We start from the raw sequence: 24,327 nt of genomic DNA on the forward strand, positions 1-24,327 counted from the left end.
CAGCAGCACCGCCCAGGGCCACCATGGGCACGTCTACATCGACGAGTATTTCTGGATCCGCGACTTCGAAAAGCTGAACAACCTGGCCGGCGCCATGGCGTCGCATGCGAAGTGGCGCAAGACCTACTTTTCCACGCCGAGCGCCGTCACCCATCAAGCCTATCCGTTCTGGACGGGCGAAGAATTCCGTAATAGCAAGCGCGGGAAAAAGACGGCCCAGGAGTGGCCGAGCGAGGCCGCCATTCGCCAGGGGGCGCTGTGCCCGGACGGGCAGTGGCGCAAGGTAATCACCGTCGAGGATGCGGCGGCGGGCGGGTGCGACCTGTTCGATATCGACCGCCTGCGCCTGGAGAACGACGAGGACCGCTTCGACCAGCTCTACATGTGCAAATTCATCGACAGCACACAGAGCGTCTTCACCCTGGCCGACCTCGAACGCTGCTACTCCGATCAGAGCCTATGGAAAGATTACGACCCGGACCCTAAGGCTCTGCGCCCCTTCGGCAACAGCCCGGTCTGGCTGGGCTACGACCCCAGCCGGACCCGCGACGACGCCACCTGCGTGGTGCTCGCCCCGCCTCTGGAGCAGGGCGGCCGGTTCCGGATACTGGAAAAGCATTCCTGGCGCGGCCATTCGTTCACCTATCAAGCGGCCCAGGTGAAGAAGCTCTGCGAGCGCTTCAACGTCCAGCACATCGGGATCGACGTCACTGGTGTGGGCTATGGCGTCTTCGATCTGGTGCGCGACTTCTTCCCCCGGGCGACGCCGATCCACTACAGCCTGGAAACCAAGAACGCCTTGGTGCTCAAGGCCCAGGACACGATCCAGGGCGGACGCCTCGAATGGGACGCGGGCTGGAACGATATCGCCGCCGCCTTCCTGACCATCAAACGCGGCGCCACCGCCAGCGGACAGATCACCTACAGCGCATCCCGCACCGACGCCACCGGCCACGCCGACGTGGCCTGGGCCGTGATGCACGCGCTGGCCAACGAACCCCTCAACACCAACAAGAAGCGGCGCAGCCGCTGGTCGACACTCCCACAAGGCAGTTATGGCAACGCACGCACCGGAAACAACACCGCAGCAATCACCGCGCACTCGGGTCTTTACGTTCGGGGCGCCAGAGTCCGTCCTGACCGGCAACATGGGCGAGTACCTGGGCGTGTTCGCCAGCGACGACGGCCGCCTCTACACCCCGCCGGTGTCTCGCACCGGGCTGGCCAAGCTGCTGCGCGCCAACCCGCACCACGGCACCATTCCGCGCTTCAAGCGCAACCTGCTGTTGCGTGACTTCCGTCCCTCCAGCGGCTGCAGCGCCCACACCATGGGCCGGGCGGCCCTGGACTTCATGGTGTTCGGCGAGGCCTACCTGCAGCGGCTGCGCAACGTCATCGGCCAGGTGGTCGAACTGAAGCATCTGCCGGCCATCAACATGCGCCGCAAGGTGGACGGCGGGTTCGCCATGCTGCTGCCGAAGGGGCAGGCGCTTCACTTCGCCGAGGACGAGGTGGAGCACATCATGGAGTACGACGTGGAGCAGGATATCTACGGCGTGCCGGACTACCTGGGCGGCATGCACTCGCTGTTGCTCAACGAGTCCGCCACGCTGTTCCGGCGCCGCTACTACAACAACGGCGCCCACGCCGGCTATGTGTTCTACACGAACGACCCGGACCTGTCCGAAGAGGATGAAGAAGCCCTGAAAGCCCAGATCAGTGCGAGCAAGGGGGTGGGCAACTTCCGGTCGATGTTCGTCAACATCCCGGGCGGCAGCGAGAAAGCGATTCAGATCATCCCGGTGGGGGACATCGCCACCAAGGACGAATTCGAGCGAGTGAAGAACATCACCCGGGCGGACGTGATCGCGGCTTGGCGCATGAACCCGGCCCTGGCCGGGATCATGCCGGAGAACGCTGGCGGCTTCGGCGATATCGAGAAGATCGACCGGGTGTACACCAACAACGAGATCCGGCCGATCTGCCAGCTATTCCTGCAGGTGAACGCGACGCTGCGCGGAGATCGCCAGATCGCGTTCGACCTGCCCTGAAAGGGCAAACAACGGCACCGGATCAGACCTCACACAGCGCGACGCAGCCGTCCAGATTCTGGACGGCGTCCAAGCGCTCAGCAGGAGGCAGGTTGATGATCAGCCGTTCTTGCCTCGGTGAGACTTCCGCTATCCACCAGCGCACGGGCTGATCCGGATCGGTGCGGTGAACCAGAAGATGGCGATTGGGCGGGCTGAATTGAGCGGCGGCGAAGTGTTCGTTGGGGGCATCGCAAAAACGAACGAACAGGCCTGAGCAGACGACATAACGCTTCGTTGGCAAGAGCATGGCTTCCATTCCATTGAGATGAAACAGGAACACCGTACCAGTCGATCCGAGGCACGACTGCGAAATCCCTGGCTTTCATCGGGTGAAATTGGTCAAGAAATTAGGCTTCGCGATCAGACAGGATCGGGGCCGCACTGCCTCGATGACACAAGATGTTGTGGCAAAATAGGTGTACGTTCGAACACCTTGGAGGCAGCAGTGCGGATTTACTGCAAGGAATGTGGTGGCAAGGCCCGGATCGGTTCGCGTGACGAGCTGTCGGTGGAGTTCGCCCGGCTGTACTGCCAGTGCCTTGACCCTCGGTGTGGCCATACGTTCGTCATGAACCTGACCTATTCGCATCCGCTTCGGCCGGCGGCGGGGGCAATCGATCAATTGCTGTTCGACCGCCTCCGCGAACTTCCCGTGGCGAAACAGCGCCAGCTGTTCGATCAACTGGGATCGTTGGCTTCACCGTAATATCGTAACTTTTCCTCCACGGCGATAATTCGTTGTTGGCTGTAGTGGCCAAATTCCAACAAGCCAACTTGTCCGCGCTCGGATAATGGTATCCCGGAGGCCATTATGTCCACCAAGAGCGCTAGCGAATTCGCGAAGTCTTGAATCTCTCCCCGTAACTCAGTTACGTCGATTGCAGTTGCAGCCATAAACTACGTACTCCCTATCTGGCCGTTACAACGGGGCGGGAGTTTAGATAGTGGCATTTTGATTCGTCAAGGGTCTTTCCGACGAAAAAATTTTGAGACACGTTTTTGAGAAACCCCCTTGGCACAAGGCTGTCCGTGAACTAAGACGTTTTACGGACCGATCCTGTCTCTGTATTCAGATAATTCGGATTTACTCATTTCTTTAAATGAAGAATTCTTCAAGACCGCTTTACTCCGCAAAAGCCAAACAGGTAATTATGGGCAAAATTACTTTTGTACAAAAGTACCATTCCGAGTGATTGGCTTAATAACAAAAGCGTGATCGACCTCATGGACAAACACCTATCTAAATCAGATGAAAGGCATTGTGATTGGGTATAAATGGGATTCGTTTTTTTCATATGAAAACGGTATAAAAAAGGGCGCCGAGGCGCCCTTTGTTTCGGATCAAATATTCAGTTTTGAGCCCATCCCTCCGAATCAGGCAAGCCTTCAAACCGGACAACGCCGTACCGACGAACGCCGACCTGATCCTGCAGCGCTACCAGGAATTCGCCCGGCGGCAGCGCCACCTGGACCACCCCGAAACCGGTATAGAGGTCCAGGACCTGGGAGGCCTCGAACAACTGAAAGGCTGAGCCCAGCCCCAACTGCTCGCGAATCTGGCGCATCCGCTCAGCGCTCACTGGTATGGGTGGTCTGAGCAGTTGGCCCGCCTCGCGGCACAGTTGGCAGAAATCGCAGCTGTCCGAGCCGCAGAAAAAGCACTTATCCATGGGTTTGGATCTCCACGACCAGTCTCTGCACGGGGTGAGTATTGCGGGCCGCCAGGCTGACCAAGTGCAAAAAGGCAGCGCGGATTTGCTGGCATAGAAGCCCCCACATAGAATGCGGACGGGGCCGGCGCATCAATTGGCAATGCAGCAGGATCAGTGCTTCGGAGCGCCGTAGGCGCTGCTGTTGGTAAGGGTTCATGTTGTGCTCCTCTTAGTTGCTCTCTGGTGCCGTAGGGAGGGTGGCCGGCAAGCTCACTCCCTCGGCCCCACCTTTCTCGGCCTGTCCCAGCAGGGTGGCCGTGAAGACCGGGCGCATATCGCGCCGTACCTCGAAAATACCCAGGTCCACCCCGTCCACGTCCTGCAGGTGGATTAGCGTCATCAGCGGCGGGGTTTCAGTGGGGCGGTTACGCCAGAAATCGCTGGCAGCCAGCTCTGCCAAGTCCTCGGCGCGGCAATCCTCGACAAAGCTGGAAGGCAACGGCAACTGGCCGCTGACGCCGTTGGCGCTGTAGTACACGATCATTTCGCTACCGCCCCCGGTGCCCACATGGCAATCAGGCGCTGCCAAATCTCGGCGCCATTCGGAACGCGGTCATGCACTTCCACTTCGGGGGTGTAATCCAGCATCAACACCCGCAGGCTGTCCTCGAACAGTTCCAGATCCAGCAGGCGCAGCTCAGTCAGATCGAACGGGTAGGTGCTTCCGTCGTAGAGGTTCAGCAAAAGACGGGCGACGACCCGGCTTTGGCTGGTGTCTCGCAGGGCGACGGGGATAAGCCGGTGCAGCGCCTGCTCGCCGGCAGTGACGATGGCGGGGCGTTGCAGTTGGTAGGCCAGGGCCTTGGCCAGTGTTGCACTAATGGATCTGCCCATGGTTGCTCTCCTTTCAGTTGCTTGAGGTATCGCGGTAGCTGGCCAGCAGCCCTACCACGACGGTGAAAATCTCATCGCCCAGGTGGGCGGCGCCGAGGTGGCCGTAATGCAGGCCGAATTCACGTTGCAGCCAGGTCGCCCAGCCCGGGTTGGCGAGGCAGGCCATCGTCAGCAGAAGGGATCGGCGTTGAACGTCCAGAACGTGCAGGGCTTTCAGCAGATGCGGCATGCTCGCCAGTTGCAGATCGGCCCAGGTGTTGGCTGTAGGCGACAGCATGGGGAAGGCCACCGCACCGATCAGCTCAGCGCCTTGCCGCCACCAGTCCAGAAAGTCGGTGGATTGGTTCGTCATCCCGGGAGCGTCTGCCGGTAGGGTGTGGGGTTGGTGATAACTGGTCATCGTTGTTTCTCCTGTGCTCTCAATCGATTCAGGCGGACCCGCATGTCTTCGCGGAAGGCTTCGCCGTGCTTCGGATCATTCAGCCACTCGACGATGGCTGCCCGGCGCCAGCAGCTCAGCAGGTGGCGCGCCAGGCAGTCGCGGCGGCGGTGTTCATCGGGGCTCAGCTCGGCCATGGCGGGCACCTTGGCGGCTGAAAGGCGAGCGCGAAAAACAAAACCCCGCGCATGCCCCCGGAACGTCCGGAACATCCGGAACAACGGCAGGGGGGAAAGTCTGGAGCCCGCGCCATTCGGGGCTTTCGCCTGCTGAGAAATGTTCCGGTCCATCCGGAACACTCTGGAACGGTTTTTTCTGGATATCCGCCGTAAGCCGCACGGCACTAGGGCTGCGACGGATTGGGTCGAATCTTGAAAAGCGGAACATCCGAGGAACATGGAGGAACGATTCTGTTCCGCTGTATTCCAGATTGTTCCACTCATTCCGGAACAGGAATTCCCATCTAATACACTGATTTATCTGATGTTTTTTCTTTCTCTTATCGTTGTTCCGGATGTTCCGGACAGATTCAGGCAGTACGCACAAATCCGCTGTACGGCTTCCAGGCACACCCAGGCCTACTTTCATCCCCCGCTTCATCACTCCGCCCCCCGCTTGGCGAACACCCAGCAGTTGAGGGGACGCTTCTCCAGCTTGGAGCGCACCTTGCGCACTTCGATAAAGCGGTGGGTGGTGCTCAGTGGCAGCACGCGGCGCAGGGTGACGGCGGGAATCGCCTCCAGTCCGGCCTGCCGGCAGGCCTGCTGAAAGTGTTCCAGGTTGATGGCGATCAGCTCGCGGTCGTTGCTGTGATTCAGCCGTTCGCGAATCTCTTCGCGTGTGCCGTCGGCGTCGGTGATGGTCACCACGTCCTCGTTCAGGAAGTGGTAGTTCTGCCAGAACTGGGCGGCGCTGCGGTTTTCTGCGCTGATGCTCTGCTGACGCTCCAGGGCGCAGCCTTCCAGGTGTTTGGCCAAGTCCTCCAGGTCGTTGTCCGTCCAGGCCGGAAACAACGCCTGGGTGGCCTTGGCTGCGGCCATCACCTGAGCGTGACATTGCACGATACGGCCATGCTCCACGCCGCTCAGGGCCTGGAAGCGTTGTTCGTAGTGCGTGAATGCGGCGAAATAGCGCTCCAGCCAGCCACGCTCATCGGATAGCGCGGCACGCAGGAAGCCGGCCAGGTTCTCCACGTCCATGCCGCGCAAGCGCTGGGCCAGCGGCTTGAGCGCCGGGCGATGATGGGCGCGGGTCATGTGCAGGTAGACGATACGGGTGATGATCGACTCATGCCCCTCCACCTTGGTGTTCTGGGAAATGCAGATCGCCCCGCGAAACAGTAACGCTTCGGTGTCGCTGTTGGTGCTCTTCACGCCCGTCACACGCAGCTTGGCGTTGTAGTCGAACAGCGACTTGATTTCCTCCCAGTTGTACTGAACGACCACCTCCCGGCCCAGGGCATCCGTGGTCGTCTTGTCCGACTCCAGCAGCACCACCGGAAGGTTGCTGACGGCCGCCATGGCACGCAGCAGGCCGATAGCCGAGGCGCCGCTGCCGCTGGGCTTGATACCTTCTTCATTGCGCCGGCCGACCAGCATCCACAGGAAACGCAGCAGGGTGGACTTCCCCGCACCGGCAGCGCCGGTCAGCTCCAGGAATGGCCAGGATGCCTGCGCTGTACGAATCTGCTGAGCGAACAGTGAGCCGGTCCACCAGGCCAGTGCCGCCAGGCCATTGACGTCGAACACGGCACGGAAGTCGGCGAACCATGCCGGGTCGAAGTCGCCACCGTGTGTCACCGGCAGGGTGCGGATGGAGGTTTTCAGTCCTTCGCCATTGATCTCCAGGTAGCCGTGTTCGTTGCTCATCAGTTCTTTCCCTTTGTGAAAGCCGAAGGTCGGATAGCAATAGGTCGCGGTGTCGTCGTCGTAGCCAATGAAAGGCAGGGTGCGCACGGTGCGGGCGTCGCGCTGCCATTCCTTGCGCAGCATGGCCAGCACCTTCTCGCCACCCTCGAAGGTGCCGAAGGGCGTCTTCTCGATCAGGGCCTTGGCGAAGTTGCGCGGGTCGTTCACTGAGCTGGGCGGCAGGGCCTCGCGGCAGCTACGCCGGGCGTTGGGGAACACGAAGCTGAAAAAGAAGCGCTGCTCGCCGGTAACGGCATCGCGCTCGATGTACTCGAAGCGCGGTACGCAGTTGGCCACCTCCACGATGGTGGTGTGCTTGGCGAACTCGGGCTGGTGGCCCTCGATGTCGTCGCCCTCGATCTCTTTTTGCAGCTCGGTCAGGTTCACCCGGGCTGAATACAGGCAGCTTCCAAACTCCAGCAGGAAGAAACTGGTCCGCTTTTTCAGGTAGATCAGATAGGCCTTCTTCATCGGCGTGGCCGCGCAGAACAAACGGCCCTGATAGCAGGCTTCCTGCAGGTAGGCGTCGTCCAACTGGCCGTCTCGATAAACGTCGTCCCAGTCGCGGTCGGGATCGCCGAGTGCCACCCAGCCGATTTCCTTCATCTTGCGAATCTGCGCCAGGTACTTGGGCACCACGGCGCGCCCGGCCTTGTCGTTGTCCAGGGCGATCACCCAAGTGATCAGCTTCTCCTTGTTGGCCTCGATGATCTGCCAGGGGAAGTTGTTGCAGCTGATGGCGGCAATGGCCTTATAGCCAGCCAGGTGCAAGGCGATGGCGTGGAAGATGCCTTCCACGATGTACACACGATCGTTCTTCTCGAACGTCTGGCCAGGCGGTACCCAGCCCTGCCCCTTGTAGCTCATGCCGTACTTGATGCCGGCTTTGTCACCGTCGTTGCGGGCCACCGCTCGGGCGTCAATCAGGCGCTCCCAGTAGCCATTGCATACCGGGAAGCGCACGGTGTCGCCCCAACTGTCGTCGGCCAGTTGGCGGCGCCCCTGGGTGTACCAGCCTTGCATCTTGCTGGTGTCGAAGCCGCGGTTGCGTTGTAGGTAGGCGTCGGCCGTGGCGGTGGGGTTGGCCTCGGTGCGCGGAAAACGCTCGCTCAGGTTCTCGAACAGGTAGCTGTAGCGCTCGCGGGTCTTCTCGGTGTGGCGGCACTCGTTCAGCCGGTTGCATGCCAACTGATAGGGCTGCTTGCGGCTGATGTACAGGGTTCGATGGCCACACTTCGGGCAGACGCCCTTCTGCAGGTAGGTGTCGCCGATGTCCTTGAAGTCCAGCTGGGTGTCGCGCTCCAAGGCTTCCAACACGTCCAGCCGATAGATGTCTTCGTAATTCATCGTCTGGCCTTAGCGAGTGCTGGCAATGTTCTTGTCGCGCACGCGCTCGGCCTGTTCGGCGGCTTCTATGGCCAGGTGAATCATGTTGATGAAGACCGTGCCCTTCTCTCCGGCTGACTTCTCCCGAACCAGAATCACACCTTGCTCGATCTTGTGGCGGACAGACCGCTCGCTGAGTCCTGCCCGGCGCGCAAACTCGTTTGGTGTTACGTAGGGCGTGTCGATGGTTATCTGCATTTTGATAAGCTCCCCGTAAATATTTTCGGAAAAGGTGTACAAGCGCGACCAAGGTTATGGTCGCGTTCGTACACCTGTCAAGGGGGCATATGGAACTGTTCGAGAAGCTGAAAGCGATCCGTTTGCGGGAGGGGCTCACACAGGCCGAGCTGTGCGAGGCAACGGGTATCAATCTGTCGACATGGAAAAGCTATGAGCTGATGCGTAGGAAGGAAGTCAGTTCGCTGGAACTGCTGAAGCTCACGGCACACCCTCGTTTCATGAAGTACGCGTTGTGGCTTGTGACTGACACAACTGCGCCGGAGTGCGGGCAGATCAGCCCGGTTTAATCACTATGACGATCAAGAAACTAGACGATGGGCAGTGGTTGGTGGACTGTCGGCCGGAGGGGCGCAACGGCCCGCGAATCCGGAAGAAGTTCCGTACCAAGAACGAGGCAATGGTTTACCAGAACCGGATCATGGGGGACGGTGCCAAGGGGGAGTTTGAGAAGAAGCCGAAGCGAGATGAGCGTCGGCTGAGTGAATTGGTGACTCTCTGGTTCACTCTGCACGGTAGCAGCTTGAAACAGGGCGATAAGCGGCGGAGGGAGATGCTGACAACAGTCGAGCGTATCGGGGATCCGAAGGCTTGCCATTTTACCGCCGAGATGTTTGCCGACTATCGGGCTGCACGGCTAGCCGGCCAGTGGGGGCGTCTCAGTGTTGGATCTGGTAAGCGAAAGGGAGAAGACGCCCGCCAAGTGGCCCCCAAGACGTTGAATCACGAACTGACCCATCTGCGAGCGATGTTCAACGAGCTGGAGCGCCTGGGCAAATGGTCTGGGGAGAATCCGCTAAAGAAAGTCCGGGCGCTAAAGCACGATGAGGCTGAGATGGGATATCTAAGCGCCGACGAAATTCCGATCCTTTTGGCGAAGCTTGATCGGCACCCGTCCACAGTTGGAATGGTTGCCAGAGTCTGCCTTGCTACTGGGGCTCGGTGGGCAGAGGCGATGGCTTTGCAGCCTAGCCAGGTACGCGATGGGCGTATCTATTTTGTTCGCACCAAGTCAGCTAGGAACAGGGCGGTGCCAATATCATCCGAACTGCAGAAGATGCTCGAGGAGAGTTTGCCATGGCGCTCATCGTACTCTGCGACTTACAAAGCGTTTGAACTGGCAGTTGCAGAACTTGATTTGAGCTTGCCGAAAGGGCAACTCACCCATGTGCTACGTCATACCTTCGCGAGCCACTACATGATGAATGGTGGGGACATCTTGACCCTTCAGCGGGTGCTTGGGCATTCGAACCTTACGATGACAATGCGCTATGCACATTTCAGCCCGGGGCATTTAGCCGAAGTGGTCAATCTCAACCCATTGGCGAAAGGCTGTGGACACTTTGTGGACAATAAGGCGGATTGTGAAATTGGGGTGGACACTGAGAACGAAGCTGCCGCCTAGATTTCATGCGGTTTTCGTCCTCGCTGTTCTCCTGTCTATTCTCCTTCGTCGAATCTATTGTTGATCAGTTCGATCAAGGCGTTCAGGGCGTCGTCGTCCTGTTCGCCTTCGGTGTGGAGATGAATCGGTGTTCCCTTCCCGGCGGCGAGCATCATGACAGCCATGATGCTCTTGCCATCGACGAGGCTTTCCGGTGAGCGGCCAACCTTGACTTGGCAGGGGAAGCGGCCGGCAACGCCAACGAACTTGGCGGCTGCGCGGGCGTGCAGGCCGAGCTTGTTGATAATGGTGATTTCGCAGGCAGGCATCGCGCTTGAATCCTTCTTTCAGCGGAGGTCGCGGTGGCGAACCTGAACGTTCTTCAGTTGTTCTTTCAGGACTTGGCCTAGCCGTTCCGCCAGGTACACCGAGCGGTGGTGCCCGCCGGTACAACCGATGGCGATGGTGACATAGGCGCGATTGCTCGCGGCGAATCGCGGCAGCCACTTCTGCAGATAGCCGCGAATGTCCTGATACATGTCTTCGACATCGGGTTGCGCTGCAAGATATTCGATCACCGGCTGGTCCAGGCCGGAAAAGTCGCGCAGTTCCGGTTTCCAGTACGGATTCGGCAGGCAGCGCACATCGAATACCAGATCCGCATCCACCGGCATGCCGCGTTTGAACCCGAACGATTCGACCAGAAAGGCCGTGCCGGGCTCCGGCTTGTTCAGCAGGCGCAGCTTGATCGTGTCGCGGAGCTGGTAGAGGTTGAGGTGGGTGGTATCGATCTTGAGGTCGGCCAGATCGGCGATCGGGCCGAGAAGGCCGCCTTCGTCATGGATCGCTTCGGCCAGAGAGCGTGTTTCGTTGGTCAGCGGGTGCCGTCGTCGGGTCTCCGAGAAGCGCTTGAGCAACGTCTCGTCGTCGGCGTCAAGGTAGAGCACATCACAGAGGATGTGGCGGGCGCGGACCTCTTCCAGCAGATCGGGAAAGCGCTGCAGATGGCTGGGGAGATTGCGTGCGTCGATGGACACCGCAACCTGCGGATGCAGCAGTTCGGTATGGAGCAATGCGCGTTCGGCCAGTTCAGGCAGCAAGCCGGCGGGCAGGTTGTCGATGCAATAGAAGCCATTGTCCTCGAGTACGTCGAGGGCAGTGCTCTTGCCCGAACCGGAGCGTCCGCTGACGATGATCAGGCGCATGTCGGAAACCCTATCGGCCGTTCTGGATGTCTACCACCACCTGATACAGGGCTTCGCCGCTCGGCGCCTGGCGCAGACGTTCGCGTACGTCGCCACGGTCGAGCATGCTGGCGATCTGGCGGAGCAGTTCGAGGTGTTCATCGGTGGCTGCTTCGGGAACCAGCAGGACGAACAGCAGATCGACCGGGGCACCGTCGATGGCATCGAAGTCCACGGGGGAGTCGAGTCGGAGCAGGGCACTGATCGGCGAAGTACAGCCGGGCAACCGGCAATGGGGGATCGCGATGCCGTTGCCGAAGCCGGTGGAACCGAGCTTTTCGCGGGCGATCAGGCTCTCGAATATATCCTGGCTATCGAGCTCGGGCACTTCGCGAGCAACCAGGTTGGCTATCTGTTCGAGTACACGTTTCTTGCTGCCTCCCGGCACGTTCACCAAGGAACGGCCGGGGGTCAGGATATTTTCTAGTCGGATCATAAGAAGGGAGAAAGCGTCAGCGGGCCATTGCACCCTGCTGGCGATTGAGCTGCTTTTCCTTGTGCTTGATCAATTGACGATCGAGTTTGTCGGTCAGAAGGTCGATGGCCGCGTACATGTCTTCATGTTCGGCGTTGGCGACGACCTCGCCGCCAGCGATGTGCAGGGTGGCTTCGATTTTCTGCTTGAGTTTCTCAACCTCCATGATCACCTGCACGTTGGTGATTCGGTCGAAGTGGCGTTCCAATCGACTGAGTTTTTCAGCGACATAGTCGCGTAGGGCGTCGGTCACAACCAGTTGATGTCCACTGATGTTGACTTGCATACCGCTTCTCCTTGTTGCCCGTGTGTATTAGAGACAGGCTAACGGGCCTGTCACCGGAACACTTTGGCTTGGGTCAATGCCACGTCACATCAGGCGCTTGCGTTCGCTGGAAGGTGCTATCCCGAGCGACTCGCGGTACTTGGCGACCGTGCGGCGGGCTACTTGAATGCCCTGTGCCTCCAGTAAACCAGCGATCTTGCTGTCGCTCAACGGCTTTTTCGGATTTTCCGCCGCGACCAGTTTCTTGATGATCGCCCGGATCGCCGTGGAGGAGCATTCGCCGCCTTCGGAGGTGCTGACGTGGCTGGAGAAAAAGTACTTCAGTTCGTAGATCCCGCGCGGGGTATGCATAAACTTCTGGGTGGTCACCCGGGAAATGGTCGACTCGTGCATGCCCACCGCTTCGGCGATGTCGTGCAGGACCAGGGGCTTCATCGCCTCTTCGCCGTATTCGAGGAAACCGCGCTGGTGTTCGACGATCTGGGTCGCCACCTTCATCAGGGTTTCGTTGCGGCTTTGCAGGCTCTTGATGAACCAGCGTGCCTCCTGCAACTGATTGCGCATGAAGGTGTTGTCGGCACTGGAGTCGGCACGTCGGACGAAGCCGGCATAATGAGGATTGACCCGCAGGCGCGGCACTGCTTCCTGGTTCAGCTCCACCAGCCAACGGTCGTTGTGCTTGCGCACCACCACGTCGGGCACGACATATTCGGGCTCGCTGGCCTCGATCTGCGAACCGGGGCGTGGGTTGAGGCTCTGGATCAGTTCGATGACCTGGCGCAGTTCGTCTTCCTTGAGCTTCATGCGCCGCATCAGTTGGCTGTAGTCGCGGCTGCCGAGCAGGTCGAGGTAGTCGCTGGACAAGCGCTTGGCTTCGTCCAGCCAAGGCGTGTCGGCGGGTAGCTGGCGCAGTTGCAGGGTCAGGCATTCACGCAGGTCGCGGGCACCCACGCCAGCGGGCTCGAACTGTTGGATGCGGTGCAGGACAACTTCGACTTCATCCAGCTCGATGTCGAGCTCGGGGTCGAAGGATTCGAGGATTTCCTCGAGGCTTTCCTCGAGATAACCGTTGTTGTCGATGCAATCGATGATGGTGGTGGCGATCAGGCGATCGGTGTCCGACATCGGTGCCAGATTCAATTGCCAGAGCAGGTGGCTTTGCAGGCTTTCACCCGCAGAGGTGCGGGAAGTGAAGTCCCACTCGTCGTCATCGCTGCTGGGTAGACTGCTGGCGCTGGTCTGGTAGACGTCTTCCCAGGCGGTGTCGACCGGCAGTTCGCTGGGAATGCGTTCGTGCCACTCGCCATCTTCCAGGGTTTCCACCGTCGGTGCGGCGTCTTGGAAGGATACTTCCTGACTGCCGGGATTGGGCAACTCTTCGCCATCGGCCAATGGGTCGGAGTTGTCGAAGTCGTCACCTTCCTCCTGACGCTCGAGCATCGGGTTGGATTCGAGAGCCTCCTGGATTTCCTGTTGCAAATCCAGGGTGGACAGTTGGAGCAGGCGGATGGCCTGTTGCAGCTGAGGTGTCATCGTCAGCTGCTGGCCCATCTTAAGGACTAGCGATGGTTTCATGGCGACCTTATTTGCCGGCGCGTCTGCGCCATCCACTACAGGGCGCTGAAGCGCCACCAGGAAGCAAATTATATGCCTGACTTCGTCTGCTTTGACTAGGCCGTGTCTTCAAAAATTTCCCTTCTCATGCCGCTCGGGAAGCGGCTCGATGCCGCCGCGGCAGGGAAGGAAAAGGCAGCAGGCGATGCGCTGCATCCGTGCGCCCATCCGGAATCGATCCGGGTGGGGTTACAGGCGGAACTCGTGGCCGAGGTAGACTTCCTTGACCAACTGGTTGGCCAGGATTGTCTCGGCATCGCCTTCGGCGATCAACTGGCCGTCGTTGACGATATAGGCCGTTTCGCAGATATCCAGTGTCTCGCGGACATTATGGTCGGTGATCAGTACGCCGATGCCCTTGCCCTTCAGATGGTGGATGATTTGCTTGATATCGCCCACGGAAATCGGGTCCACGCCGGCAAAGGGTTCGTCGAGCAGGATGAACTTGGGCGAGGTGGCCAGTGCCCGGGCGATTTCCACGCGGCGCCGCTCGCCGCCCGACAGGCTCATGCCAAGGCTGTCGCGGATATGGCTGATGTGGAATTCCTGCAGCAGCGCTTCCAGGGCCTGCTGGCGGCCGGCGCGATCGAGGTCCTTGCGGGTTTCCAGGATCGCCATGATGTTGTCGGCCACGCTGAGCTTGCGGAAGATCGAGGCTTCCTGCGGCAGATAGCCGATGCCTGCGCGGGCACGGCCATGCATCGGCTGGTGGCTGACGTCGCGATCGTCGATCAGGATGCGGCCCTGATCGGCCTGGACCAGGCCGACGATCATGTAGAAGCAGGTGGTCTTGCCGGCGCCATTGGGGCCGAGCAGGCCGACGATCTGGCCGCTGTCGATGGACAGGCTGACGTCGCGGACGACCTGGCGGCCCTTATAGCTCTTGGCCAGGTGCTGGGCTTTCAGGGTGGCCATTACTGGGGCTGCTCCGCAGGCTGTTCCTTCTTCCTCGGCTGGATGACCATGTCGATGCGCGGGCGTGGCGTCGTCACCTCGGCGCCGCTGGCGCGCCCTGCGTTGACGATCTGGCGCTGGGTGTCATAGACGATCTTTTCGCCTTCGAAGGTGTTGCCTTCCTGGATGACCTTGGCCTGGTCGAGCAGGACGATGCGCTCGTTGGCGGCGAAGTACTGAATGGTCAGGCCGTAAGCCTTGACGATCTCCTTGTCCACCGCCGGCTTCTGCTCGTAATACGCGGGCTTGCCGACGGCCGTGAAGACTTCGATGTCGCCGTTCTTGTTCTGCGTGATGGTTACCGTGTTGCCGGTGATCTTCAGGGTGCCCTGGGTGATCACGACGTCGCCGCGATAGACGGCTACGCCCTGCTTGTCGTCGAGCTCGGCGCTATCGGCCTGGACGCGGATGGGTTGATCCCGGTCGCTGGGCAATGCCCACGCGCTCACGCTTCCTAGCGCGGCGCTCAAGCTGAGCAGAAGGGGGAGGGGGTTAACGAACCTCATGCTGGCCTCTTACGTTGGACAGCAGGAGCATCCTGCCATCATTCAAATACGCTTTCATTCCCTGTGCCGTGGTCACCCCGTTGGCGGCCTCGATTCTAACGGCTTGCTGGGTCTGCGCATATTCCTTCTCGGGGAACACGGTCAGACGGCTGGTGGTGAGAATGGTCGGGCGGCCCTTGGCATCGGTGCGTTCGACGCGGACGGCTTCGATCAGCTCGACTTCCTGGCCTTCGGGGGCGACTTCGCCGCGGTCGCTGCGCACGTGCCAGGGCAATTCAGTGCCGCGATAGAGCAGCAGGTCCGGCTTGTTCAGCAGGGTGATGTCCGTGGCCTTGACGTGCTCCAGTCTGTCGGCGCGCATCTCGTAACGAAGTTTGCCGTCCTCCTGGAATTGCACGCTGCGTGCATTGATCGCATAGAAGTCGATGGCGCTTTCGTCGACGGCTGCGACGGGGCGGTCCAGAAAGCTTTCCGGGCGAATGTTCCAGTAGCCCACGGCGGCCAGCAGGGCCGCGATCAGGCTGAGCAGGACGATGAAGCGCAGTTTACGCAGCATGGTCGACCTTACAGATAGGCGGCCTGGGCGGCTTCGAGGCTGCCTTGGGCACGCATGATCAGTTCGCAGAATTCCCGGGCGGCACCTTCGCCGCCGCGAGCCTGGGTCACGCCGTGGGCGTGCTGGCGAACGAAGGCATCGGCGCTCGCTACGGCCATGCCCAGGCCGACGCGGCGGATCACCGGCAGGTCGGGCAGGTCGTCGCCGAGGTAGGCGACCTGCTCGTAGCCGAGGCCGAGCTCGCTGAGCAGTTCGTCGAGTACCGCCAGTTTGTCTTCCCGGCCCTGGTAAAGATGTTGAATACCAAGATTCTGCGCACGTCGCTCGACCACCGGGGTCTTGCGTCCACTGATGATGGCGGTGCGCACGCCGGAGTTGATCAGCATCTTGATGCCGTGGCCGTCCAGGGTGTTGAACGTCTTGAATTCGCTGCCATCGGTGAGGAAGTAGAGGCGGCCGTCGGTGAGGACACCGTCCACGTCGAAGATCGCCAGCTTGATTGCCTTGGCGCGTTGCGACAGGTCGAGGCTCATTACATGACTCCCGCGCGCAGCAGGTCGTGCATGTTCAAGGCACCGATCGGCCGGTCGTCCTTGTCGGTCACCACCAGGGCATTGATCTTGAAGTCTTCCATGATTTTCAGAGCCTCGGCGGCGAGCATTTCCGGGAGAATGGTCTTGCCGTGCACCGTCATCACTTCGTCGATGCTGGCCTGGCGGACGTCGATGCCGCGGTCCAGCGTGCGACGCAGATCGCCGTCGGTGAAGACGCCGGCCAGGCGTCCGTCCTGCTCCAGTACCACGGTCATGCCGAGGCCTTTCTCGGTCATTTCCAGCAGCGCTTCGCGCAGCGATGTGCCGCGTTGAATGCGGGGCAGGCGCTCACCGCTGTGCATCACATCCTCCACCTTGAGCAGCAGGCGACGGCCGAGCGCGCCACCCGGATGGGAGAACGCGAAGTCTTCGGCGGTGAAGCCGCGTGCTTCGAGCAGCGCGATGGCCAGGGCGTCGCCGAGGACCAGACTGACGGTCGTCGAAGAGGTCGGCGCCAGGTTCAGCGGACAGGCTTCCTGCGGGACACGGGCATCCAGGTTGACTTCCGCTGCCTTGGCCAGCGGCGAGTCCGGGTTGCCGGTCATGCTGATGAGCGTGATGCCGAGACGTTTGATCAGCGGCAGGAGGGTCACGATCTCGGCGGTGGACCCGGAGTTGGACAGGGCCAGAACGATGTCGTCGCGGGTGATCATGCCCATGTCGCCGTGGCTGGCTTCGGCCGGGTGTACGAAGAAGGCGGGAGTGCCGGTACTGGCCAGGGTGGCGGCGATCTTGTTGCCGATGTGCCCGGATTTGCCCATGCCGACCACCACGACGCGCCCCTTGCAGGCCAGCAGCAGCTTGCAAGCCCGCTCGAAATCGCCATCGATGCGGGAGAGCAGGGCCTCGACGGCTTCGAGTTCGAGGCGGATGGTGCGTTGAGCGGACTGGATCAGGCTGCTGGGCTGGCTCATGGGTAAATGGCTGTGCTGAACGAAAAGGCGACGATTATACCGGCAAAGGAGAATTCGCTCACCTTTCTTGGTGCAGAACATCTGCGAAGCTGTCTCCAGGCTGAACAAAGACCTTTCCAGCCTTGGGGCACCCAGTGCAGCGATGTTATAGTGCGCGGCTTGTCCGGCCGGCCCGGCAGGCGGGTGCGGTGTCCCCATTGCGGGTCGCGGCGTCTGCCAGGGAGGCTGCATCGATAGGAGTCCAGATGAGCGCCGAGAACGACTATGCGGTCGAACTGAAGGGCGTGACCTTCAAGCGCGGTGCGCGCAGTATCTTCAACAACGTCGACATCCGAATCCCGCGCGGCAAGGTAACGGGGATCATGGGGCCGTCCGGCTGCGGCAAGACGACCCTGCTGCGCCTGATTGCCGCCCAGCTCAAACCATCCGCCGGCGAAGTATGGGTCAACGGACAGAACCTGCCCAGGTTGTCGCGCAGCGAATTGTTCGACATGCGCAAGCAGATGGGTGTCCTGTTCCAGAGTGGCGCCCTGTTCACCGATCTCGATGTGTTCGAGAACGTGGCCTTTCCCCTGCGGGTGCACACCAAGCTGCCGGACGAAATGATCCGCGACATCGTGTTGATGAAGCTGCAGGCGGTCGGGTTGCGGGGTGCCATCGAGTTGATGCCGGATGAGCTGTCGGGTGGCATGAAGCGCCGCGTGGCGCTGGCTCGTGCCATCGCGCTGGACCCGCAGATTCTCATGTACGACGAGCCTTTCGTGGGACAGGACCCGATTGCCATGGGCGTTCTGGTGCGCCTGATCCGTCTGCTCAACGACGCGTTGGGTATCACCAGCATCGTGGTGTCCCATGATCTCGCCGAGACGGCCAGCATTGCCGACTACCTGTTCGTGGTGGGGGATGGCCAGGTACTCGGGCAGGGCACGCCGAAAGAGTTGATGAATTCCGATAACCCGCGTATCCGCCAGTTCATGCAAGGCACGCCGGATGGCCCGGTGCCTTTTCACTATCCGGCGCCTGATTACCGCGACGATCTTCTGGGGGGGCGCTGATGCGCAAGACATCCGTGCTCGAACGCATCCGCCTGCTCGGCAAGGCGGGTATCGACGTGGTCGAGGCAATGGGCCGCTCGACTCTGTTCCTGTTGCATGTGCTGTTCGGCCGGGACGGTGCGGGCAACGGCTTTCAGTTGCTGGTGAAGCAACTGTATGCGGTGGGCGTGCTGTCCCTGGCGATCATCGTGGTGTCCGGGATTTTCATCGGCATGGTGTTGGCGCTGCAGGGCTACAACATCCTGGTCGACTATGGCTCCGAACAGGCCGTCGGACAGATGGTGGCGCTCACGCTGTTACGTGAGCTGGGGCCGGTCGTAACCGGTCTGCTGTTCGCCGGGCGTGCCGGCTCCGCGCTGACCGCCGAGATCGGCAATATGAAATCCACCGAGCAGCTTTCCAGTCTGGAGATGATCGGCGTCGATCCGCTCAAGTACGTGATCGCGCCGCGCCTGTGGGCCGGTTTCATTTCCATGCCGCTGCTGGCGATGATCTTCAGCGTGGTCGGCATCTGGGGTGGAGCGATGGTCGCGGTGGACTGGCTCGGCGTCTATGAAGGCTCGTTCTGGGCCAATATGCAGAACAGTGTCGATTTTTCCGAAGACGTGCTCAACGGCGTGATCAAAAGCATCGTCTTCGCCTTCGTCGTGACCTGGATCGCCGTGTTCCAGGGCTACGACTGCGAGCCGACCTCGGAAGGGATCGGTCGCGCAACGACTCGAACCGTGGTCTACGCCTCGCTGGCCGTGCTGGGCCTGGACTTCATCCTGACCGCCTTGATGTTTGGAGACTTCTGATGCAAATCCGCACCCTGGAAATCGGTGTCGGCCTGTTCCTCCTGGCCGGGTTGCTGGCCTTGCTGTTGCTGGCGCTGCGGGTCAGTGGCCTGTCGGTGGGCAATAACGGCGATACCTACAAGCTCTATGCATATTTCGACAACATTGCCGGTCTAACCGTCAGGGCCAAGGTCACCATGGCTGGCGTCACCATCGGCAAGGTGACGGCGATCGACTTGGATCGCGACAGCTTCACCGGTCGCGTGACTATGGAAATCGAGGACCGTGTCGACAACCTGCCGGTGGATTCCACCGCGTCGATCCTCACTGCCGGCCTGCTCGGCGAGAAATACGTCGGCATCAGCGTGGGCGGCGAGGACGAGTTGTTGAAGGATGGGGGCACCATCCAGGACACCCAATCGGCGCTGGTGCTGGAGGACCTGATCGGCAAGTTCCTGATCAACTCGGTCAATAGAGAACAACCCAAGTGAGGACGTCTTTCATGATCTCTGTTTTGCGTCGCGGCCTGCTGGTGATGCTGGCCGTTCTTCCTCTTTTCGCCGTGGCTGCGCCGAGTGCGCATCAGGTCGTGCAGCAGACGACCGACGAGTTGCTCAGCGACCTGAAAGCGAACAAGGATGCCTATCGCAGCAATCCCAGTGCGTTCTACGATGCCTTGAACCGTATTCTCGGCCCGGTGGTGGATGCCGATGGCATTTCCCGCAGCATCATGACCGTCAAATACTCGCGGAAGGCCTCGCCGGAGCAGATGAAGCGCTTCCAGGAAAACTTCAAGCGCAGCCTGATGCAGTTCTACGGCAATGCGCTGCTGGAGTACGACAATCAGGACATCCGCGTCCTGCCGGCCAAGCAGGAAGGTGCCGACCGCACCAGCGTCGGTATGGAAGTGCGCGACAGCAAGGGGACGGTCTACCCGGTCTCCTACACGCTGGTGAAGATCGACGATCAATGGATGCTGCGTAACGTGATCATCAATGGCATCAACATCGGCAAGCTGTTCCGCGACCAGTTCGCCGATGCCATGCAGCGCAACGGCAACGATCTCGACAAGACCATCGATGGTTGGGCCGAAGTGGTGGCCAAGGCCAAGAATACCGAGGAAGGCCAAAAGGCTGCCGGTCATGAGTGAGGCGAGCGTCAGCCTGGGGGCGAACGGCGAGCTGAGGCTGGCCGGCGTTCTCGATTACAGCACGGGGCCAGCGCTCCGGGCCGAGGGCCAGGCGCTGGTTCGTCGCAGCGAGTCTTCCGAAGTCGTGTTGGACTGCTCCGCCGTGGAGAAATCCAGCAGCGTGGGGCTGGCCCTGCTGCTGGCGTTCATGCGTGATGCCGAGGCGGCAGGCAAGAGCGCCAGGGTGCGTGGCCTGCCCGCTGACATGCGGCAGATTGCCCAGGTGTCCGAGTTGCTCGAGCTCTTGCCGCAGGAGGCTTGAGCGACTCGAGCCGAAGAGGAAGCCCTCCGTCCGGGGCCCGCGTTGCGGGGTTCGCAGGCGGAGGGCTTTTTTGTATGATGGCCGACCCGCGCGCGTAGGGCGCCGATTGAGGTTGAGCATGCAGGCCGTAGAAGTGAAAGACCTCCTGGAGGCAAAAATGCCGGGAACCCAGGTAGAAGTGGAAGGGGAAGGCTGCAACTTCCAGTTGAACGTGATCAGCGACGAGTTGGCCGGCATGAGCCCGGTGAAGCGTCAGCAGCAGGTTTACAGTCACCTGAATGCCTGGATCGCCGATGGCAGCATTCATGCCGTCACCATGAAATTCTTCAGCCGCGCCGCCTGGGGCGAGCGTTCCTGAGGCCTGCCGCCGAGACTCCTATGGACAAATTGATCATTACCGGCGGAACCCGCCTCGACGGCGAAATCCGCATTTCCGGCGCGAAGAACTCCGCCCTGCCGATTCTGGCCGCCACGCTGCTGGCCGACAGCCCGGTCACCGTGTGCAACCTTCCGCACCTGCACGACATCACCACCATGATCGAGCTGTTCGGCCGCATGGGCGTGCAGCCGGTGATCGATGAGAAGCTCAGCGTCGAGGTGGATGCCACCAACATCAAGACCCTGGTTGCACCCTACGAGCTGGTGAAGACCATGCGTGCGTCGATCCTGGTGCTCGGCCCCATGGTCGCCCGTTTCGGCGAGGCCGAAGTGGCGCTGCCGGGTGGTTGCGCCATCGGCTCGCGTCCTGTGGACCTGCATATCCGCGGTCTCGAGGCGATGGGGGCGAAGATCGACGTGGAAGGCGGCTACATCAAGGCCAAGGCTCCCGCCGGTGGTCTGCGCGGCGCGCACTTCTTCTTCGATACGGTCAGCGTGACCGGTACCGAGAACATCATGATGGCCGCGACCCTGGCCAACGGTCGCAGCGTGTTGGAAAACGCCGCCCGCGAGCCAGAGGTGGTCGACCTGGCCAACTGCCTGAACGCCATGGGCGCGCAGATCCGTGGCGCCGGCACCGACACCATCATCATCGACGGTGTGAAGCGCCTGAGCGGTGCGCGCTACAGCGTTATGCCCGACCGTATCGAGACCGGCACCTACCTGGTGGCCGCCGCTGCGACTGGCGGCCGGGTCAAGGTGAAGGATTCCGATCCCACCACCCTCGAAGCCGTTCTGCTCAAGCTGGAAGAGGCGGGTGCCCAGATCGATACCGGCAGCAACTGGATCGAGTTGGATATGAAGGGTAACCGGCCCAAGGCGGTCAACCTGCGTACCGCACCCTATCCGGCATTCCCGACCGACATGCAGGCGCAGTTCATCTCCATGAACGCCATTGCCGAAGGCACCGGTGCGGTAATCGAGACCGTGTTCGAAAACCGCTTCATGCACGTCTACGAAATGAATCGCATGGGCGCGCAGATCCTGGTCGAAGGCAATACCGCCATCGTCACAGGCGTGCCGCACCTCAAGGGTGCTCCGGTCATGGCCACCGACCTACGTGCTTCCGCCAGCCTGGTGATCGCAGGCCTGGTTGCCCAGGGCGATACGCTGATCGACCGCATCTACCATATCGATCGCGGTTACGAGTGCATCGAGGAAAAACTCCAGTTGCTCGGCGCCAAGATTCGTCGCGTGCCGGGCTAGGAATAGTCGGGCGGGGTTTTCGCCTCGCTCGATGTTCGGATTTCCGGAGCCGCCTGGCGGCTCTTGTTGGGCCTGGAGCCGCTATCCGGGCCCGTTTCGAAGGACGCAGTTCATGTTGACCATCGCGCTGTCCAAGGGCCGCATTCTCGACGATACCCTGCCGCTGCTGGCCGCAGCCGGCATCGAGCCGACCGAGAATCCGGAAAAGAGCCGCAAGCTGATCATCCCCACCACACAGGAGGATGTACAGCTGTTGATCGTTCGCGCCACCGACGTGCCGACCTATGTCGAGCATGGTGCCGCCGATCTCGGCGTGGCCGGCAAGGACGTGTTGATGGAATACGGTAGCCAGGGGCTTTATGAGCCGCTGGACCTGAAGATAGCCAACTGCAAGCTGATGACCGCCGGCAAGGTAGGCGCGCCGGAACCGAAAGGGCGCCTACGCGTGGCCACCAAGTTCGTCAACGTTGCCAAGCGCTATTACGCCGAGCAGGGCCGTCAGGTCGAGGTAATCAAGCTGTACGGCTCCATGGAGCTGGCCCCGCTGGTCGGTCTCGCCGACAAGATCATCGACGTCGTGGATACCGGCAATACGCTGCGTGCCAATGGCCTCGAACCGCAGGAGCTGATCGCCACCATCAGCTCGCGGCTGATCGTCAACAAGGCATCGATGAAGATGCAGCACGGGCGTATCCAGGCGCTGATCGATACCCTGCGCGAGGCCGTGGAGCGACACCGGGCCTGACCTCGCCGCGACGCCAGTCGCGCGGTCGCCCTGGATGGGGCGGCCATGCCGAAAACGCAGGAGCATCTTCGGCCCGCCTATCCGTGTCATAGCCAAATTTTCTCGGGTGCCCGCACGGTGGGCTTGGTAGTCTAGCGGCGCCCGAGACATGCCATCACTGTGAGGCCACGCTATGACCGCTCCAATCACCATCCGCCGTCTCAACGCTGCCGATCCGGATTTTGCGCGTCATCTGGATCATCTGTTGTCCTGGGAAAGCGTGTCGGACGAAGCGGTCAACCAGCGCGTGCTGGATATTATCCAGGCGGTGCGAGAGCGCGGCGATGCGGCCCTGGTCGAGTTCACCCAACGTTTCGACGGGCTCGAGGTCGCTTCCATGGCCGATCTGATCCTGCCGCGCGAACGTCTGGAACTGGCACTGACCCGGATCACCCCGGCGCAGCACGAGGCCCTAGAGAGCGCCGCCGCACGGGTACGCAGCTACCACGAGAAGCAGAAGCAGGATTCCTGGACTTACACCGAGGCCGACGGCACCGTCCTCGGGCAGCAGGTCACCCCGCTGGACCGTGCCGGCCTCTACGTGCCGGGCGGCAAGGCCTCCTATCCCTCGTCGGTGCTGATGAACGCCATTCCGGCCAAGGTCGCCGGTGTCGCCGAGGTCGTCATGGTGGTACCGACCCCACGTGGCGAGGTGAACGAGCTGGTACTGGCTGCCGCCGCCATCGCCGGGGTCGACCGGGTCTTCACCATCGGTGGCGCCCAGGCCGTCGCCGCGCTGGCCTATGGCACCGAGAGCGTGCCCCAGGTGGACAAGATCGTCGGTCCGGGCAATATCTATGTGGCGACCGCCAAGCGTCACGTGTTCGGCCAGGTTGGCATCGATATGATCGCCGGGCCTTCGGAAATCCTCGTCGTGTGCGACGGGCAGACCGATCCGGACTGGATCGCCATGGACCTGTTCTCCCAAGCCGAGCACGACGAGGATGCCCAGGCGATCCTGGTCAGCCCGGACGCGGAATTCCTCGACCGGGTCGCCGAGAGCATCGGTAAGCTGCTGCCGACCATGGAGCGCGCCGAGATCATCCGCACGTCTCTGGAAGGCCGCGGTGCCTTGATCCAGGTGGCCGACATGGCCCAGGCGATCCAGGTGGCCAACCGCATTGCGCCCGAACATCTTGAGCTGTCCGTAGCCGACCCGCAGCAGTGGCTGCCGCAGATCCGCCATGCCGGTGCGATTTTCATGGGGCGCTACACCGCCGAAGCGCTGGGCGATTACTGCGCCGGACCGAACCACGTTCTGCCGACGTCAGGGACCGCCCGTTTCTCATCGCCGTTGGGTGTCTACGACTTCCAGAAACGCTCGTCGATCATCTTCTGCTCGGCCGACGGGGCCTCCGCATTGGGCAAGACCGCCTCGGTGCTGGCCCGTGGCGAGTCGCTGACGGCTCATGCGCGCAGCGCCGAATATCGCATCAAGAACTAGCGGCAAGCTTCAAGCGAAAAGCTTCAAGCAGATGGGAGC

At 61.2% G+C, this 24,327-nt stretch carries 32 protein-coding genes; 14 read left to right on the top strand and 18 right to left on the bottom strand.

Annotated features, from left to right (window positions below; genetic code table 11):
• Together BZL41_RS19030 and BZL41_RS29160 are read left to right on the top strand one after the other, a co-directional pair.
• On the top strand, positions 1-1,294 hold a 1,294-nt coding region (locus BZL41_RS19030; RefSeq protein WP_218224575.1), incomplete at its 5' end, for a terminase large subunit domain-containing protein.
• Complete coding sequence (locus BZL41_RS29160) at positions 1,206-2,051, top strand: phage portal protein (protein ID WP_256578205.1); 846 nt, start codon at positions 1,206-1,208, stop codon at positions 2,049-2,051. The genes BZL41_RS19030 and BZL41_RS29160, both read left to right, overlap by 89 nt.
• Before the next feature lie 22 nt (positions 2,052-2,073).
• Here BZL41_RS29160 and BZL41_RS19040 read toward each other — a convergent pair whose 3' ends face one another.
• Positions 2,074-2,373: a hypothetical protein gene (locus tag BZL41_RS19040; protein WP_143518124.1), complete on the bottom strand. Its 300-nt coding sequence runs from the start codon at positions 2,371-2,373 to the stop codon at positions 2,074-2,076.
• 165 nt (positions 2,374-2,538) lie between these two features.
• Between BZL41_RS19040 and BZL41_RS19045 the strand changes: the two genes are divergently transcribed.
• A complete protein-coding gene (locus BZL41_RS19045; RefSeq protein ID WP_095600757.1) occupies positions 2,539-2,799 on the top strand; it encodes an ogr/Delta-like zinc finger family protein in 261 nt (86 codons plus the stop codon).
• 643 nt (positions 2,800-3,442) lie between these two features.
• Here BZL41_RS19045 and BZL41_RS19050 read toward each other — a convergent pair.
• The 7 genes from BZL41_RS19050 to BZL41_RS19085 form a co-directional block, all read right to left on the bottom strand.
• The gene (locus BZL41_RS19050; protein ID WP_174706186.1) at positions 3,443-3,658 is read right to left on the bottom strand and encodes a hypothetical protein; all 216 of its coding nucleotides are present in this window, start codon (positions 3,656-3,658) and stop codon (positions 3,443-3,445) included.
• Positions 3,659-3,974: 316 nt separating this feature from the next.
• Positions 3,975-4,289, bottom strand: a complete 315-nt coding sequence (locus tag BZL41_RS19060) for a hypothetical protein (protein WP_095600759.1) — start codon at positions 4,287-4,289, stop codon at positions 3,975-3,977.
• A complete protein-coding gene (locus BZL41_RS19065) occupies positions 4,286-4,639 on the bottom strand; it encodes a hypothetical protein (protein WP_095600760.1) in 354 nt (117 codons plus the stop codon). Before BZL41_RS19065 ends, BZL41_RS19060 begins: the two co-directional genes overlap by 4 nt.
• Positions 4,640-4,652: 13 nt before the next feature.
• Positions 4,653-5,039 carry a hypothetical protein gene (locus BZL41_RS19070; RefSeq protein ID WP_095600761.1) on the bottom strand — a complete coding sequence of 129 codons (387 nt, stop codon included), beginning with the start codon at positions 5,037-5,039 and terminating at the stop codon, positions 4,653-4,655.
• Positions 5,036-5,215, bottom strand: coding sequence for a hypothetical protein (locus tag BZL41_RS19075; protein ID WP_095600762.1), 180 nt, complete (start codon positions 5,213-5,215; stop codon positions 5,036-5,038). The genes BZL41_RS19070 and BZL41_RS19075 overlap by 4 nt, the downstream gene beginning before the upstream one ends.
• Positions 5,216-5,677: 462 nt before the next feature.
• Entirely contained in the window at positions 5,678-8,332 is a 2,655-nt protein-coding gene (locus BZL41_RS19080; protein WP_095600763.1) for a toprim domain-containing protein, read from the bottom strand.
• A 9-nt stretch (positions 8,333-8,341) separates the two neighbouring features.
• Positions 8,342-8,569: a hypothetical protein gene (locus BZL41_RS19085; RefSeq protein ID WP_095600764.1), complete on the bottom strand. Its 228-nt coding sequence runs from the start codon at positions 8,567-8,569 to the stop codon at positions 8,342-8,344.
• An 89-nt stretch (positions 8,570-8,658) separates the two neighbouring features.
• Between BZL41_RS19085 and BZL41_RS19090 the strand changes: the two genes are divergently transcribed.
• Together BZL41_RS19090 and BZL41_RS19095 are read left to right on the top strand one after the other, a co-directional pair.
• A complete protein-coding gene (locus tag BZL41_RS19090) occupies positions 8,659-8,898 on the top strand; it encodes a DNA-binding transcriptional regulator (RefSeq protein WP_095600898.1) in 240 nt (79 codons plus the stop codon).
• Between the two features lie 5 nt (positions 8,899-8,903).
• Complete coding sequence (locus tag BZL41_RS19095; RefSeq protein ID WP_095600765.1) at positions 8,904-10,013, top strand: tyrosine-type recombinase/integrase; 1,110 nt, start codon at positions 8,904-8,906, stop codon at positions 10,011-10,013.
• Positions 10,014-10,048: 35 nt separating this feature from the next.
• Here the strand turns inward: BZL41_RS19095 and BZL41_RS19100 are convergent, their stop codons facing one another.
• From BZL41_RS19100 to BZL41_RS19145, 10 genes are all read right to left on the bottom strand, one after another.
• The gene (locus BZL41_RS19100; RefSeq protein WP_095600766.1) at positions 10,049-10,321 is read right to left on the bottom strand and encodes an HPr family phosphocarrier protein; all 273 of its coding nucleotides are present in this window, start codon (positions 10,319-10,321) and stop codon (positions 10,049-10,051) included.
• An 18-nt stretch (positions 10,322-10,339) separates the two neighbouring features.
• A complete protein-coding gene (rapZ, locus tag BZL41_RS19105) occupies positions 10,340-11,197 on the bottom strand; it encodes an RNase adapter RapZ (RefSeq protein ID WP_084336538.1) in 858 nt (285 codons plus the stop codon).
• Positions 11,198-11,207: 10 nt separating this feature from the next.
• Positions 11,208-11,672: a PTS IIA-like nitrogen regulatory protein PtsN gene (ptsN, locus tag BZL41_RS19110; RefSeq protein ID WP_095600767.1), complete on the bottom strand. Its 465-nt coding sequence runs from the start codon at positions 11,670-11,672 to the stop codon at positions 11,208-11,210.
• Positions 11,673-11,688: 16 nt separating this feature from the next.
• The gene (hpf, locus tag BZL41_RS19115) at positions 11,689-11,997 is read right to left on the bottom strand and encodes a ribosome hibernation-promoting factor, HPF/YfiA family (RefSeq protein WP_084336540.1); all 309 of its coding nucleotides are present in this window, start codon (positions 11,995-11,997) and stop codon (positions 11,689-11,691) included.
• 84 nt (positions 11,998-12,081) lie between these two features.
• The gene (locus BZL41_RS19120; protein ID WP_095600768.1) at positions 12,082-13,572 is read right to left on the bottom strand and encodes an RNA polymerase factor sigma-54; all 1,491 of its coding nucleotides are present in this window, start codon (positions 13,570-13,572) and stop codon (positions 12,082-12,084) included.
• 228 nt (positions 13,573-13,800) lie between these two features.
• Positions 13,801-14,526 (bottom strand): LPS export ABC transporter ATP-binding protein, encoded by a 726-nt coding sequence (lptB, locus tag BZL41_RS19125; RefSeq protein ID WP_084336542.1) that lies wholly within the window; start codon positions 14,524-14,526, stop codon positions 13,801-13,803.
• Complete coding sequence (gene lptA, locus BZL41_RS19130) at positions 14,526-15,071, bottom strand: lipopolysaccharide transport periplasmic protein LptA (protein ID WP_095600769.1); 546 nt, start codon at positions 15,069-15,071, stop codon at positions 14,526-14,528. Before lptA ends, lptB begins: the two co-directional genes overlap by 1 nt.
• On the bottom strand, positions 15,058-15,627 hold the full coding sequence (gene lptC, locus BZL41_RS19135) for an LPS export ABC transporter periplasmic protein LptC (RefSeq protein WP_095600770.1): 570 nt from the start codon (positions 15,625-15,627) through the stop codon (positions 15,058-15,060). Before lptC ends, lptA begins: the two co-directional genes overlap by 14 nt.
• An 8-nt stretch (positions 15,628-15,635) precedes the next feature.
• Positions 15,636-16,160, bottom strand: coding sequence for an HAD family hydrolase (locus BZL41_RS19140; RefSeq protein ID WP_095600771.1), 525 nt, complete (start codon positions 16,158-16,160; stop codon positions 15,636-15,638).
• On the bottom strand, positions 16,160-17,134 hold the full coding sequence (locus BZL41_RS19145; RefSeq protein WP_095600772.1) for a KpsF/GutQ family sugar-phosphate isomerase: 975 nt from the start codon (positions 17,132-17,134) through the stop codon (positions 16,160-16,162). The genes BZL41_RS19140 and BZL41_RS19145 overlap by 1 nt, the downstream gene beginning before the upstream one ends.
• Before the next feature lie 245 nt (positions 17,135-17,379).
• On the opposite strand from BZL41_RS19145, the gene BZL41_RS19150 reads away from it, so the two are divergent.
• The 9 genes from BZL41_RS19150 to hisD all read left to right on the top strand — a co-directional run bounded on the left by BZL41_RS19150 (position 17,380) and on the right by hisD (position 24,288).
• Positions 17,380-18,189: an ABC transporter ATP-binding protein gene (locus tag BZL41_RS19150; protein WP_084336546.1), complete on the top strand. Its 810-nt coding sequence runs from the start codon at positions 17,380-17,382 to the stop codon at positions 18,187-18,189.
• Positions 18,189-18,986 carry a lipid asymmetry maintenance ABC transporter permease subunit MlaE gene (mlaE, locus tag BZL41_RS19155; RefSeq protein ID WP_095600773.1) on the top strand — a complete coding sequence of 266 codons (798 nt, stop codon included), beginning with the start codon at positions 18,189-18,191 and terminating at the stop codon, positions 18,984-18,986. Before BZL41_RS19150 ends, mlaE begins: the two co-directional genes overlap by 1 nt.
• Entirely contained in the window at positions 18,986-19,456 is a 471-nt protein-coding gene (gene mlaD / locus BZL41_RS19160; protein WP_095600774.1) for an outer membrane lipid asymmetry maintenance protein MlaD, read from the top strand. The genes mlaE and mlaD overlap by 1 nt, the downstream gene beginning before the upstream one ends.
• Positions 19,457-19,467: 11 nt before the next feature.
• Complete coding sequence (locus BZL41_RS19165; RefSeq protein WP_095600775.1) at positions 19,468-20,115, top strand: phospholipid-binding protein MlaC; 648 nt, start codon at positions 19,468-19,470, stop codon at positions 20,113-20,115.
• Positions 20,108-20,416 carry a lipid asymmetry maintenance protein MlaB gene (locus BZL41_RS19170; RefSeq protein WP_095600776.1) on the top strand — a complete coding sequence of 103 codons (309 nt, stop codon included), beginning with the start codon at positions 20,108-20,110 and terminating at the stop codon, positions 20,414-20,416. The genes BZL41_RS19165 and BZL41_RS19170 overlap by 8 nt, the downstream gene beginning before the upstream one ends.
• A 118-nt stretch (positions 20,417-20,534) precedes the next feature.
• Positions 20,535-20,774 carry a BolA family protein gene (locus BZL41_RS19175; RefSeq protein WP_095600777.1) on the top strand — a complete coding sequence of 80 codons (240 nt, stop codon included), beginning with the start codon at positions 20,535-20,537 and terminating at the stop codon, positions 20,772-20,774.
• Between the two features lie 20 nt (positions 20,775-20,794).
• Positions 20,795-22,060 (top strand): UDP-N-acetylglucosamine 1-carboxyvinyltransferase, encoded by a 1,266-nt coding sequence (gene murA / locus BZL41_RS19180; protein WP_084336552.1) that lies wholly within the window; start codon positions 20,795-20,797, stop codon positions 22,058-22,060.
• Positions 22,061-22,172: 112 nt separating this feature from the next.
• Positions 22,173-22,805, top strand: coding sequence for an ATP phosphoribosyltransferase (gene hisG / locus BZL41_RS19185; protein WP_084336553.1), 633 nt, complete (start codon positions 22,173-22,175; stop codon positions 22,803-22,805).
• Between the two features lie 172 nt (positions 22,806-22,977).
• Positions 22,978-24,288, top strand: a complete 1,311-nt coding sequence (gene hisD, locus BZL41_RS19190) for a histidinol dehydrogenase (protein WP_095600778.1) — start codon at positions 22,978-22,980, stop codon at positions 24,286-24,288.
• Positions 24,289-24,327 lie beyond the last annotated feature (39 nt).

Source organism: Pseudomonas sp. PIC25 (assembly GCF_002286785.1).
GTDB lineage: Bacteria > Pseudomonadota > Gammaproteobacteria > Pseudomonadales > Pseudomonadaceae > Pseudomonas_M.